This window comes from Mesorhizobium sp. RCAM 05104, assembly GCF_059683645.1.
In genome coordinates this window covers 2530679-2543404 of record NZ_CM185033.1, presented here as the reverse complement: position 1 = coordinate 2543404, position 12726 = coordinate 2530679, and the positions used below count along the sequence as shown (strand labels likewise).

Here is a 12726-nt window from a genome sequence, read left to right as displayed (position 1 = left end):
TGGGGCTCAAGCCGAATATCCCATCTGATGCAATCTTCGTCGTAAGAGGAGATTGAGTCGATGATGGGCGAGCAAAGTGTGATGCAAGAGGAGCTGTTCTACGGCTTCAGCCTGGAGCGGCATGTGCCGGCGGACCACCTGCTAAGAGCGATCGACCGCTTCGTCGACCTTTCCGCCATCCGCCGGCATCTGGCGCCCTTCTACAGCCCGATCGGCCGTCCCTCGATCGACCCTGAACTGCTGATCCGCATGCTGATCGTCGGCTACTGTTTTGGCATCCGCTCGGAGCGCCGGCTGTGCGAGGAGATACATCTGAACCTGGCCTATCGGTGGTTCTGCCGGCTTGGCGTCGAGGGTGATGTGCCTGACCATTCAACCTTCTCCAAGACCCGCCACGGCCGCTTCCGCGATGCCGACCTGCTGCGCGAACTGTTCGAGACCGTCGTCCGGCGCTGTATAGCGGAAGGGCTCGTCGGCGGCGAAGGCTTTGCGGTCGATGCCAGCATGATCGTCGCCGACGCCCATCGTCAGCGCGGGATCGAAACGGCCGAGGACCTCAATCCCAAAGCCAAGCGGGCCGTGGCTGAGTATTTCGCCACTCTGGATGACGCCGCCTTCGGGGCCGCCACGCCGATAGAGCCAAAGTTCGTATCGCCTGTCGATCCTGCAGCACGCTGGACCGCCTCTTGGGGCGGCCCGTCCGTCTATGCCTATTGCACCAACTATCTGATCGACGTGGAGCACGCCGTCATCGTCGACGTGGAGCCCTCGACCGCGGTGCGCCAAGCCGAGGTGACGGCCGCCAAGACCATGATCGAGCGGGCGCACGACGAGTTCGGCCTCTGGCCGGAGCGGCTGATTGCCGACACCGGCTACGGCTCGGCCGAAATGCTGAACTGGTTGGTGCATGAGCGTGGGATCGAGCCGCACATCCCGGTGTTCGACCACTCCAAGCGCAAGGACGGCACCTTCTCGCGTGAGGATTTCGCCTACGACCATGCAAGCGATACCTACCGCTGCCCGGGCGGAAAGACGCTCAGGCAGCGCCAAAAGAGAGATCGGCATTGGCGGATGACTGATGCTAGCCTTAGCGAAGCCCCCGGGGTTCTCCACGCGGCAACCATTCCTCGTGCGCCGATACTATTGTCAGAGTTTCGCAGACCGGGTGGCTATATCGCCTAAGACAGCACGGAGAAGGGTTCTAATTTCCTGTTCGGCGAGCCCCGGTGCAATTCCTGATTCGGACAGTTGGACGAGAATTGTTTTGACGGTGCTTCGCCAGAAGGCATTCGCGTCCTCCCCGTTCTTGGATTCCAGCTCCCCGGCGATAGATTCGACCAATTTTCGCCGACGATGCAGCAAGAACGCGCTTATGTTTGAATCAGCCATCGATCACCTTGCCCTTCAACCCCGCGAATAGGCATTGGCGGGTTAAAAAAATTCGTGAACAGCGCTTTTTTGGACATCCGGGGAATCGCTCGCCTGAACCGGCTAACGCGCTGAAAACCGCTCCCCGGGCCTCATTAGCCCACCGAACCGGACTTCTTCCCCTGCGAAGGCCTCACAAGGGGAGAAGGAAGGCAAATGGGTCCGGAGCTCATCCTTGGCGCCCCAGCGGCAGGCCGACGACCATAATGGCGGGCTCGGCCGAAAGCAGCTTCTTCGCCGCTGCCTTGACCTGGTCGAGCGTCACCTGATCGATGAGGGCGGCGCGGCGCTGAATGTAGTCGATGCCGAGCCTGTCGAGCTGCCATTCGACAAGTGTGGCTGCGATCGAGCTGGAGGAACCCAGAGTATTGATGGCATAGGCGCCGATCAGATATTTCTTGGCCGCCTCGAGCTCGGCCTCGGTCGGTCCCTCTTCCGCCATCTGCTTCACCACCTTGCGCAAGAGGCTGAGCGTCTCGGCGGCGCGGTCCGAGCTCGTCGCCGTCCCAACCTGCAGCGCGTTGGAATGCTCGTAGTCGACCAGTGTGGAGCCGACACCGTAGGTGAGGCCACGCTTCTCGCGCACCTCCTCCCACAGGCGCGACGTGAAGGGCGCGCCGCCGAGGATCTCGTTCATCACCATCGCGGCGTAGAAGTCCGGCGCGTGGCGCTTGACGCCCGGAAAAGCCAACCGCAGCAAGGTCTCCGGCAGGTCATAGTCGACCGCCAGCTGCTGGCCGAGCTTGGGATCGACATCGGCGACGGGGGCGAGCGTCTGCTTCTGAGGCAAATCGCCGAACAGCTGGCCGAGCTTTTTACTCACCGTCTTCGCATCGATGTCGCCAACCACCGCCACATGCAGGCCGTCGCGGCCAAAAGTGGCCTTGTGGAAGGCGTTGAGATCGGCCGTTGTGATGGCAGCGAGGCTCTCTTTGGTGCCTTGCTCCGGCCGCGAATAGGGATGCGTACCGTAGATCGCGCGCAGCCATTTGCGCTCGGCGATCGCCTTGGGGTCGCGCTCATTGGCGATGATGCCGGAAAGCATCTGGGCGCGGACGCGGTCGATCGGCGCCTGGTCGAAGCGCGGCCTGTTGACCGCGAGCCGAAGCAAGTCGAAAGCGGCGTTCTGCTGCTCGGACAGCATGCGCATCGAGCCATAAATGCCGTCGCGCTGCGCGTGGAGGCTCATCTCGGCGCCGGCATCGTCGAGCTTCACCTGGAAGGCATCGCTGTCGAGATCGCCGGCGCCCTCGGCGAACAGGGCGCTCATCAGATTGGCGAGCCCCTCCTTGGCGGCCGGATCCTGCGTCCTGCCGCCATCGAAGACGAACCGGATGGCGATGATAGGCACCGCATGGTCCTCCACCAGCCAGGCGTTGATGCCGTTTTCAGATCTCAACTCCTGAATGTTCAGGCGTTGATCGCCGGCCAGAAGAGGCAGAGAATGGCGAGGAGAAGGGTCGCCAGCGGCGTGGCGACGCGCGCGGCCCTCCTTTGTCCATGGGGAGCGCGCCTGTGCAAAGACGCCACGGCGTTGGTTCGGCATCACATCACTTCTCCGTCTTGGGCAAGAGATAGCCCGTGGTCGAATGGTCGGGCACGAGATAGCGGGCGGCGACCGCCTTAACCTGATCGGCGGTGACCTTGCGGATGCGGTCCGGCCATTCCTCGACGTCTCTCACGCTACCGCCAGTGGCAAGCGTGGAGCCATACATCTCGGCCACATGGTACTGCTTGTCGCGGGCGAAGATCATCGAGCGGACATAGCGGTTCTTGGCTTTTTCCAGCTCGTCATCGGTCACACCGTCCTTGACGATGCGGGCGATCTCCGCATCGATCGCCGCTTGCAGATCGGCGAGCTTGGCATCGCCGCGCGGCGAACCGTAGATGGTGAACTTGGTGGCATCCAGCATGGTGCCCTGGAAGAAGGCGCCGGCCCCGGCGGCAATGCCCTGTTTCACCACCAGTTGCTGGTAGAGTCGGCTGCGGTTGCCGCCGCCGAGGATCCCCGCCAAAAGACGGAGCGCCTCGGCCTTGCCCGGCTTCGCCGTGTGATAGGACGGCACCACCCAATGCGTCGAAAAGCGAGGCACCGACACGCGAGGATCGCTCAACGCCACTGTGCGCCTGGTGTTCTGCTCCGGCTCGAGCGGGCGGATGCGCGGCGGCAGGTCTGGACCACGCGCGATCTTGCCATAGGTCTTTTCGGCCAGCGCCTTGACCACATCCGGGTCGACATCGCCAGCCACCACCAGCACGGCGTTGTTGGGCGTGTAGTATTTGTCGTAGAAAGCCTTGGCGTCGGCGCGGTTCAGCTTCTCCATCTCCTGCATCCAGCCGATCACCGGAATGCGATAGGGCTGGTTCTGCCAGAGTGTGGCGTCAATCTGCTCTTCCAGCACCGCCTGCGGATTGTTGTCGGTGCTCCAGCGGCGCTCCTCCAGGATCACGTCGCGCTCGGTCTCGATATCATCGTCGGTGAGGACGAGGTTGACCATGCGATCGGCTTCGAAGCTCATCATCTGCTCCAATGCCGAAAGCGCTACGGTCTCATGGAAGGCGGTGTAGTCGTAGGAGGTGAAGGCATTGATCGAGCCACCGATGGCCGAGACGGCGCGGCCCAACTCGCCGGCGGCATGATTGGTGGTCGCCTTGAACATCAAATGCTCGACGAAATGGGCAATGCCTGATTTGCCCGGCGGCTCGTCGGCGCTGCCGACCTTGTACCAGGCCATATGGGTGACGAGCGGCGCACGGCGATCGGTGATAACGACCACTTCCATGCCGTTGTCGAGCAGGAAATTCGTCGCCTTGCCGTCGCCGCTGGCGGCCAGAGCCGGAGCGGTCGTCACCAGGGTGGTCGCAGCAGGCATCCTGGGCAGCTCGTCAGACGGAAGATTCATCGATGGCCCCGGTGGTGGGACGAGAGGTAAGGTTCGGGGCAAGTGAGTTACTCCTCAGATTGAACACGCTGCGTGCCAGTCTCCTTGCGGACCGCAAGGACCGTGCCAAAGGACAAACCGTTCAAACACAAGGTGATGGATATGACACTGCTACGCTGCCTTCCCGACATTGTCGGATATTGGACAATGCCGAACGCAAAGCGCTTGCGGCTTGTGCAATATCTTGCGGGTGCGGACGAGGATTTGAACGTGCTGTCGCGCCGGGGAATAGGATGCGCCTCGAACAGGCCGCGGCACGGAGAGCGTTGGAACTGATCCGGAAACGCTTCCTGGACGGGCATGACAGGCGCGAGCGTGAATGAGCAGAGGCAGTCAGGAACGTGGCCGCCAAGAAAATGAGCTGCCCGCCGGGCCACTCTCAGTGGAAGTGGCGGTTAGCGAGAGGAGGCTTGGTAGGCCGACATCAACGAGGTGCTGAAGGTGCCTGGCTTAAGCTGCCATCGGCGGACGTGGCTTAAAACAATCCAGTTCCGAAACTCCTCAACCCCGGCTTAGGAAGTTATGCACGAAGTAGAGACGTGAGCTACCCGCTCGTTGACCCGGTGGTCCGACGAACATGGTGTCCCGCGGCGAAGGGGCAAAGCGCGCGAATTTCTTCCCGTGCTCAAGGGAGATGATGTAGTCCGGTGTCACCGACTTCCTGATCGGGACAGCAGGTTTCAGAGCCTTGCGGCTCTTCTCCGGAGACACTTCCGACCCTGGCTTCCGTGCTGCGTGCACTTGGCCGGTTGGTGCAGGGAGGTCCCCCACCGGGACCGGCCGACGACCCTGCACCAGCGCAATCATCTTGTACCAGGTCTCGAACATCTCGCGGCCGTAGATGCCCTTCAAATGCAGCATCTTGAAGATCACCTTGTTCCAGTCGATCTCGAAGCCGGTCGGCGCGATGCCGAGAATGGCAATTTTGCCGCCATTGTTCATGGTATCGATCATGTCGCGGAAGGCAGGCGCGGCACCCGACATTTCGAGGCCGACGTCGAAACCCTCGGTCATGCCGAGCGCCGGCATGACGTCGCGCAGCTTTTCCTTCGAGGCGTCGACGACGTGCTGGACGCCGAGCTTCCTCGCCAGCGCCAGCCTGACCGGATTGATGTCGGTGATGACGACTTTCCGGACGCCGACGCATTGCGCCACCAGCGCGCCCATGATGCCGATCGGCCCGGCGCCGGTGACCAGCACGTCCTCGCCGACCAAATCAAAGGACAGTGCGGTGTGAACGGCATTGCCCAAGGGATCGAAGATTGCGGCGATCTCGTCGGGCACATCATCGGGAATCGGCACGACGTTGTGCTGCGGGATCGCCAGATATTCGCCGAAGGCGCCGGGGCGGCTGACGCCGACGCCGAGCGTGTTGCGGCACAGATGCCCCCTGCCCGCCCGGCAGTTGCGGCAGTGGCCGCAGACGATGTGGCCTTCGCCCGAAACACGCTGGCCGATCTTGTACTCGGTCACCGCCGTACCGAAATCGGCGACCGTGCCGACGAATTCATGGCCGGTCACCATCGGCACCGGCACGGTTTTCTGCGCCCACTGGTCCCAATTATAGATGTGGACATCGGTACCGCAGATCGCCGTCTTTTTGACCTTGATCAGAACGTCGTTTGGGCCGATTTCCGGCACCGGCACCTCTTCCATCCAGATGCCCGGCTCGGCCTTGGCTTTGACCAGCGCCTTCATCATGTTCGACATCAGGATCTCCCTATACCTCGAGTGATTGCGCTCCTGAGCTGGCGGAGAGAGAGACAGCACTCCAGGGTTTCCTGCCGTGGAAGGGGGAGGCGAGACGGGTTCCGAAACGCCGCGCACACCGGTCGCCCTCAGGTTGGAAACCGATGCCGGGTCACCGCATCCTTCGCCAGCGGTATCACTCGCGACCGCGCAGCCGTCCGCGCCGCGATCACCGAACCCTGGTCAAACGGCCAGACGGAGGGCCAAATACGAAACTCAAGCTCGTAAAGCGCTAGATGTATGGACGCGGAAAACTCGACCTCCTGCAAGCCCGATATCCTCCTTTGCTCCGAGACAGGTGTGCGCACCTTCGCGTCGCGCTCTTCCTTCGTTTTTGCTTGAGGGCTGCGCACGAAATGCAAAACGTTTCGCCTATGGTGCGTCTGTTCGATAGTCGACAGTTTGGGTCAATAGCGACAGTATTGTTTGCATGGATCGAGACACCATGTGGTCGGCACCGGTCCGTCGCCGTCAGTACGTCAAGCGAAATCACGGAGTGGCCCCGGCGCGCGTGTGGCCAGATCTCACCGCCTCATCGTGCGCGGTCTAGCGCCGGACAAGCGGAGCCACCTGACTGCCGAAGAGCGCAACGTCTTCGACGTCATCCAACCCGTGAACCAAATCCCGCGATACCCAGTTTGCTGTAGCCGCGCAGGGCGAGCGCGATCTGTTCGGCCGTCCTGACAAGCCGCGTGGCCTCTGGGCGCGGTCGGTCGAGGTCCGCCGAATATCGTCGGCACCCGTCGCTAGGGCTCCTCGCCCGTCCCTGCATCGCGGAAGCTTTCTCTGCAATCTGCCAGCCCGGTTGCCACTCCATTGCCGGCGACCGGAACAAGGCAACGCCTCGAAAAGCATCTGCGTATTTAATTTGTTCGACTTTTCAAGTCTGGCACCGGACTTGCTTCGCCTTCGCATATCCCGGCAACAAGAGATGCCGCCGCCTGTGGAGGAAGTCCTGACGCCAGAAACATTCTACGAGGTCATGCGCCGGCAGGGGATCACTCGCCGAAGTTTCCTGAAATTCTGTAGCCTGACAGCGGCTTCCCTCGGCCTTGGACCGGCCTTCGCGCCGAAAATAGCTTACGCGATGGAATCCAAGCCGCGCATTCCGGTGCTGTGGCTGCATGGGCTCGAATGCACCTGCTGCTCCGAAAGCTTCATCCGCTCGGCGCACCCGCTCGCCAAGGACGTCGTGCTGTCGATGCTTTCACTCGATTATGACGACACGCTCATGGCGGCCGCCGGCCATCAGGCCGAGGCGATCGTCGACGAGATCGTCGAACAGTACAAGGGCAACTACATTCTCGCGGTCGAAGGCAATCCGCCGCTCAACGAGGATGGCATGTTCTGCATCATCGGCGGCAAGCCCTTCGTCGACCAGCTCAAGCATGCCGCCTCCAACGCCAAGGCGATCATCTCCTGGGGCTCCTGCGCCTCCTGGGGCTGCGTACAGGCCGCGCGGCCGAACCCGACGCGGGCTACGCCCGTCCATAAGGTTCCCGGCCTGCCGGACAAGCCGATCATCAAGGTGCCCGGTTGCCCGCCGATCGCAGAAGTGATGACGGCCGTCATCACTTATATCCTGACCTTCGAGAAATTCCCCGAACTCGACCGGCAAGGCCGGCCGAAGATGTTCTACAGCCAGCGCATCCACGACAAATGCTATCGGCGCCCGCATTTCGACGCCGGCCAGTTCGTCGAGTCCTTCGATGACGAGGGCGCGCGCAAGGGCTATTGCCTCTACAAGGTCGGCTGCAAGGGACCGACCACCTACAACGCCTGCTCGACGGTGGGCTGGAACGGCGGCCTCTCCTTCCCGATCCAGGCCGGCCATCCCTGCATCGGCTGCTCCGAGGACGGCTTCTGGGACAAGGGCGATTTCTACAGCCGCCTGACCCGCGTCCACGGCTTCGGCATCGAGGCCGATGCCGACAGGATCGGCACGACAGCCGCGACCGTGGTCGGCGCCGCCGCGGCCGCGCATGCGGCGGCGAGCGTGGTCAAGCGGATGCGCGAAAAAGGCGGGAACAACTGATGGGCATCCGGACGCCGAACGGCTTCAATCTCGATACCTCCGGCCAGCGCGTCGTCGTCGATCCGGTCACGCGGATCGAAGGCCACATGCGCTGCGAGGTCAACATCGACGAGAACAACATCATCCGCAACGCGGTCTCGACCGGCACCATGTGGCGCGGGCTCGAGGTCATCCTCAAGGGCCGCGACCCGCGCGACGCCTGGGCCTTCACCCAGCGCATCTGCGGGGTGTGCACCGGCACGCACGCGCTCACCTCGGTGCGTGCGGTCGAGGACGCGCTGGGCATCATAATCCCGGAGAACGCCAATTCGATCCGTAACATCATGCAGCTCTCGCTGCAGGTGCACGACCATCTGGTCCACTTCTACCACCTGCACGCGCTCGACTGGGTCAACCCGGTCAACGCATTGAGAGCCGACCCGAAGGCGACGTCGGAACTGCAGCAGGCGGTTTCGCCGAGCCACCCGATGTCCTCGCCGGGCTATTTCCGTGACATCCAGAACCGGCTGAAGAAGTTCGTGGAGAGCGGCCAACTCGGGCCGTTCAAGAACGGCTACTGGACCAACCCGGCCTATCTGCTGCCACCGGAAGCCGACCTGATGGCGGTGACGCACTATCTGGAAGCGCTTGACTTCCAGAGGGAGATCATGACGACGCGCACGATCTTCGGCGGCAAGGACATCCATCCCAACTGGCTGGTGGGGGGCGTGCCCTGTGCGATCAATATCGACGGTGAGATGGCGGCCGGCGCGCCGATCAACATGGAGCGGCTGAACTACGTCCGCAGCGTCATCGAGCGTACCATCGCCTTCGTCGACAACGTCTACATCCCCGACATTATCGCGATCGGCAATCTCTACAAGGCCTGGCTCTACGGTGGCGGGCTGTCGGGCAAGAGCGTGCTCGCCTATGGCGATATCCCCGACAAGGCCAACGACTATTCCGCCGCTAACCTGATGATGCCGCAAGGTGCCATCATCAACGGCAATCTCAAGGAGGTGCTGCCGGTCGACGTACGCGATCCCGAGCAGATCCAGGAATTCGTGCCGCACTCCTGGTACAAGTATCCGGACGAGGCCAAGGGCCTGCACCCCTGGGACGGCATCACCGAGCCGCATTACGAACTGGGGCCCAATGCCAAGGGCACACGCACCAACATCATCGAGCTGGACGAGTCGGCAAAATATTCCTGGATCAAGGCACCTCGATGGCGCGGCCACGCCATGGAGGTCGGCCCGCTCGCCCGCTATGTCGTGGGCTATGCCCAGGGCCACGAGGAAATCAAGGAACAAGTCGATTCCACGCTGCGCGTGCTCGGCGCGCCGCTCAGCGCGCTCTTTTCCACGCTCGGCCGCACCGCTGCGCGCGCTCTAGAAGCGCAGTGGGCGGCCCGCAAGCAGGCCTACTTCCTGGACAAGCTGATCGCCAACATCAAGGCCGGCGACTCCTCCACGGCCAACACCGAGAAGTGGGACCCGAAGACTTGGCCCGCCGAGATCAAGGGCGTCGGCTTCACCGAGGCGCCGCGTGGCGCACTGGGTCACTGGATCCGGATCAAGAACGGCCGCATCGAGAACTACCAGTGCGTCGTGCCGACCACCTGGAACGGCTCTCCCCGCGACAATGCCGGCAGTATCGGCGCCTTCGAGGCCTCGTTGATGGACACCAAGGTCGAGCGCGCCGAGGAGCCGGTCGAAATTCTGCGGACGATACACAGCTTCGATCCGTGCCTTGCCTGCTCGACCCACGTGATGGGGCCGGACGGCCGGGAGCTGGCCAATGTCAAAGTGCGGTAGGGAGAGATTTTCGATGAGACGCACTGTCGTGAAACTCGGCGTAGCAGCATCGCTCGCCGCCCTTGTCGGCCCGGCCTGTGCCCATGTCGGCGCAGGCTATGCGGGCGGCGTTGCCGCGGGCCTCGCGCATCCGCTGCTCGGTCTCGACCACCTGCTCGCTATGGCGGCGGTCGGGGTCTGGTCATCGGTCGCCATGCCGTGGCGGGTCTGGACCGCACCGGCCGCCTTCCTCATGGCCATGAGCGGCGGCGCCGCGCTCGCCTTTGTCGGCGTCGCCCTGCCAGAGATCGAAGGCATGATCGCGCTGTCGGTGCTGGCGCTCGGGCTGATGATCGTTTTCGGTGCAGGTTTGCCGGGCATCGCCGGCATAGGCCTTGCCGGGTTGTTCGCGCTGTTCCACGGCCATGCGCACGCCAGCGAGGCCGCAGGAGCAACATTTGCCTATGTCGGCGGTTTCACGCTGTCGACCGCAGCACTCCGCCTCTTCGGCGTCAGCGTCGGCCTCAAAATCGCGTCATCGCCCTGGCTGCGAACCGGCCTCGGCATGCTGGTCGCCGGCTCGGGTGCCGCGCTCGTCTTCGGCGGATAGGAGGCGGCCATGACCGTGAGCCATACATCTCACAGCCAAGAGGCGGTCTATGTCTACGAGGCGCCGCTGCGCCTCTGGCACTGGGTCAACGCCTTCGCGATCCTTGCGCTGGCCGGAACCGGCTACCTCATCGGTTCGCCGCCGCCATCGGTCGGCGGCGAAGCCAGCGCCAGCTTCGTCTTCGGCTGGATACGATACCTGCATTTCGCGGCCGGCTATGTCCTGATTGCTGGCTTCGCCTTCCGCATTTATTGGGTCTTCGCCGGCAACGAGCATGCCCGGCAGATATTCCTGCCGCCTGTCTGGCGCGGCCGCTTCTGGCGGGAAGTCTGGCATGAGGTGTTCTGGTATGCCCTGCTTGTCAGGGAGCCGATTAAGTATTCGGGGCACAACCCGCTCGCCACGATCGCCATGCACATCCTGTTCGTCTGGTTCACCATCTTCATGATCGTGACCGGTCTCGCACTCTACGGCGAAGGGACCGGAATGGGTTCCTGGCAGCACAGGCTGTTCTCGAGCCGGGTGATCCCGCTGTTCGGCCAGAGCCAGGACGTCCACACCTGGCACCATCTCGGCATGTGGGTGATCATCTGCTTCGTCATCATCCACATCTATGTCGCGGTGCGCGAGGACATCATGTCGAGACAGACGATCATTTCCTCGATGTTCTCAGGCTGGCGGACTTTTCGAGGCAACAGTGCCCCGCGTGATTCCCACTAGGATTTTCGTGACCTCACCTGCCGGCGCGGGCGTTTGCCCGCGCCGGCTTTCCTCTTCAACAAGGGGGCCTTGAAGTCGACCCACATTTCGTCTCGGTTTCGCCTCTGCGTCCGTTCGACGGGGAGCGGAAGTGCCAACCGCAACCGCAACGCCCGGCACCCTTCCTCTATCCCTTTCAGGGGCAAAGGTGCGGAGCGAGGCGCAGTGGGGTGGGCGAGTGAACGCAAACTTTTCATCGGCCTGGAATGTCGGTTCTCAGTCCGGCCGATGCCGCACCCGTCAATGGAAGGATACTTTCCGTCTGTGCGGTAAAATCGTAATCGCCCTCTGCGCGTCGTTCGCTATCCAGAGATCACCCCTTATTTCGAAACCATTTGCCGGCCCCCCACCAATTGGCCCGCCTCTTGCTGCTGGAAAGAAAAAGGTACGGAGGAGGCTTTTCCAATGAACGGCGCGCCACGGGTGCTCGTGCTCGGCATCGGAAATCTGCTATGGGCCGATGAGGGCTTCGGCGTCCGCGTGGTGGAGGAGTTCCACCGGCTCTGCGAAACGGCGGACAACGTCCGGGCCATGGATGGCGGCACGCAGGGCATCTACCTCGTCCAACATATCCGCGAGGCCGACATCCTCGTCGTGTTCGATGCGGTCGACTACGGCCTGGCGCCCGGCACGCTGAAGCTCGTCGAAGGCGGCGAGGTGCCGGCCTTCCTCGGAGTGAAGAAGATTTCGCTTCACCAGACTGGCTTTCAGGAAGTTCTCGCCATGGCCGAGATGATGGGTGACTATCCCGCCCATCTCCTTCTCGTCGGCGTGCAACCGGTCGAGCTGGACGACTACGGCGGCAGTCTCCGGCCCGCGGTGAAGGCTCAGATCGAGCCTGCAATCGAGATCGCCATCGAGTGGCTCGCCCGGCACGGCGCGACAATCGCCAAGCGCCCCGAACCGCTGGCCGAAGAAGAGACGCTCGCCTCGCGCGAAATGCGCATCGGCATCTACGAGAGCGGTCGACCCCGGCCGGAAGAGGCCTGTCGTCACGGCGACGCGCGGCTTCTCGCGAATAGTGCCTTCGCTGGCCCGGCGAATTTCGAGCGCGAGGTCGACGCGCTTTTGCAATCGTCCAGAGAGCAGGGCTGATGTGTGTCGGCGTTCCCTTCCAGGTGGTTGAATGCAGCGGCGGCATTGCCCTGTGCACCGGTCGCAGCGGCACGCGGCGCGTCGACATGACGCTGGTGGGCGACCAGCCGGCGGGTACGTGGATACTCGCCTTCCTCGACACCGCGCGCGAGACTGTCACAGCCGAGATGGCGCGCCTGATCGCCGACGCCATCGAAGCGACGGAGCGTGCGCTCGCCGGCGACGCCGACGTCGACCACCTCTTCGCCGACCTGGTCGGCCGCGAGCCGCAACTGCCGGAGCATCTGCGGCCGACGCAAGCCCTTGCACCGCAAGGCACGGAGGATGCCTGAG

General features: G+C 63.0%; 10 protein-coding genes and 2 pseudogenes. 7 read left to right on the top strand and 5 right to left on the bottom strand.

Annotated elements, in window-relative coordinates:
- Positions 1-60: 60 nt before the first annotated feature.
- Positions 61-1053, top strand: a pseudogene (locus AC56QP_RS12570) (transposase); the annotation flags it as partial.
- 93 nt (positions 1054-1146) lie between these two features.
- Here the strand turns inward: AC56QP_RS12570 and AC56QP_RS12565 are convergent.
- The 5 genes and pseudogenes from AC56QP_RS12565 to tdh form a co-directional block, all read right to left on the bottom strand.
- Positions 1147-1389, bottom strand: coding sequence for a DUF6074 family protein (locus AC56QP_RS12565; protein ID WP_489859481.1), 243 nt, complete (start codon positions 1387-1389; stop codon positions 1147-1149).
- A 208-nt stretch (positions 1390-1597) separates the two neighbouring features.
- Positions 1598-2827 carry a M16 family metallopeptidase gene (locus AC56QP_RS12560; protein WP_489859482.1) on the bottom strand — a complete coding sequence of 410 codons (1230 nt, stop codon included), beginning with the start codon at positions 2825-2827 and terminating at the stop codon, positions 1598-1600.
- Between the two features lie 151 nt (positions 2828-2978).
- Entirely contained in the window at positions 2979-4331 is a 1353-nt protein-coding gene (locus tag AC56QP_RS12555; RefSeq protein WP_489859483.1) for a M16 family metallopeptidase, read from the bottom strand.
- 540 nt (positions 4332-4871) lie between these two features.
- Positions 4872-5141, bottom strand: a complete 270-nt coding sequence (locus AC56QP_RS12550) for a MucR family transcriptional regulator (RefSeq protein WP_497104079.1) — start codon at positions 5139-5141, stop codon at positions 4872-4874.
- Positions 5130-6080 (bottom strand): annotated as a pseudogene (gene tdh / locus AC56QP_RS12545) (L-threonine 3-dehydrogenase); the annotation flags it as partial. The pseudogene tdh and the gene AC56QP_RS12550, both read right to left, overlap by 12 nt.
- A gap of 970 nt (positions 6081-7050) precedes the next feature.
- Between tdh and AC56QP_RS12540 the strand changes: the two are divergent.
- The 6 genes from AC56QP_RS12540 (at position 7051) to AC56QP_RS12515 (ending at position 12725) form a co-directional block, all read left to right on the top strand.
- Positions 7051-8154 (top strand): hydrogenase small subunit, encoded by a 1104-nt coding sequence (locus tag AC56QP_RS12540; RefSeq protein ID WP_489859485.1) that lies wholly within the window; start codon positions 7051-7053, stop codon positions 8152-8154.
- Positions 8154-9950: a nickel-dependent hydrogenase large subunit gene (locus tag AC56QP_RS12535; RefSeq protein WP_489859486.1), complete on the top strand. Its 1797-nt coding sequence runs from the start codon at positions 8154-8156 to the stop codon at positions 9948-9950. The genes AC56QP_RS12540 and AC56QP_RS12535 overlap by 1 nt, the downstream gene beginning before the upstream one ends.
- Positions 9951-9963: 13 nt before the next feature.
- Positions 9964-10539 carry a HupE/UreJ family protein gene (locus AC56QP_RS12530; protein ID WP_489859487.1) on the top strand — a complete coding sequence of 192 codons (576 nt, stop codon included), beginning with the start codon at positions 9964-9966 and terminating at the stop codon, positions 10537-10539.
- A 9-nt stretch (positions 10540-10548) separates the two neighbouring features.
- Positions 10549-11259, top strand: a complete 711-nt coding sequence (cybH, locus tag AC56QP_RS12525; RefSeq protein WP_489859488.1) for a Ni/Fe-hydrogenase, b-type cytochrome subunit — start codon at positions 10549-10551, stop codon at positions 11257-11259.
- Between the two features lie 444 nt (positions 11260-11703).
- Positions 11704-12393 (top strand): HyaD/HybD family hydrogenase maturation endopeptidase, encoded by a 690-nt coding sequence (locus tag AC56QP_RS12520; RefSeq protein WP_489859489.1) that lies wholly within the window; start codon positions 11704-11706, stop codon positions 12391-12393.
- Positions 12393-12725 (top strand): HypC/HybG/HupF family hydrogenase formation chaperone, encoded by a 333-nt coding sequence (locus AC56QP_RS12515; RefSeq protein WP_489859490.1) that lies wholly within the window; start codon positions 12393-12395, stop codon positions 12723-12725. Before AC56QP_RS12520 ends, AC56QP_RS12515 begins: the two co-directional genes overlap by 1 nt.
- The last annotated feature ends 1 nt before the right edge of the window (position 12726 follow it).

Coding starts and splice junctions, on each gene's coding strand:
- AC56QP_RS12555 (WP_489859483.1), bottom strand. CDS start 4,331: ATGAATCTTCCGTCTGACGAGCTGCCCAGGATGCCTGCTGCGACCACC.
- AC56QP_RS12515 (WP_489859490.1), top strand. CDS start 12,393: ATGTGTGTCGGCGTTCCCTTCCAGGTGGTTGAATGCAGCGGCGGCATT.
- AC56QP_RS12520 (WP_489859489.1), top strand. CDS start 11,704: ATGAACGGCGCGCCACGGGTGCTCGTGCTCGGCATCGGAAATCTGCTA.
- AC56QP_RS12530 (WP_489859487.1), top strand. CDS start 9,964: ATGAGACGCACTGTCGTGAAACTCGGCGTAGCAGCATCGCTCGCCGCC.
- cybH (WP_489859488.1), top strand. CDS start 10,549: ATGACCGTGAGCCATACATCTCACAGCCAAGAGGCGGTCTATGTCTAC.
- AC56QP_RS12535 (WP_489859486.1), top strand. CDS start 8,154: ATGGGCATCCGGACGCCGAACGGCTTCAATCTCGATACCTCCGGCCAG.
- AC56QP_RS12540 (WP_489859485.1), top strand. CDS start 7,051: ATGCCGCCGCCTGTGGAGGAAGTCCTGACGCCAGAAACATTCTACGAG.
- AC56QP_RS12565 (WP_489859481.1), bottom strand. CDS start 1,389: ATGGCTGATTCAAACATAAGCGCGTTCTTGCTGCATCGTCGGCGAAAA.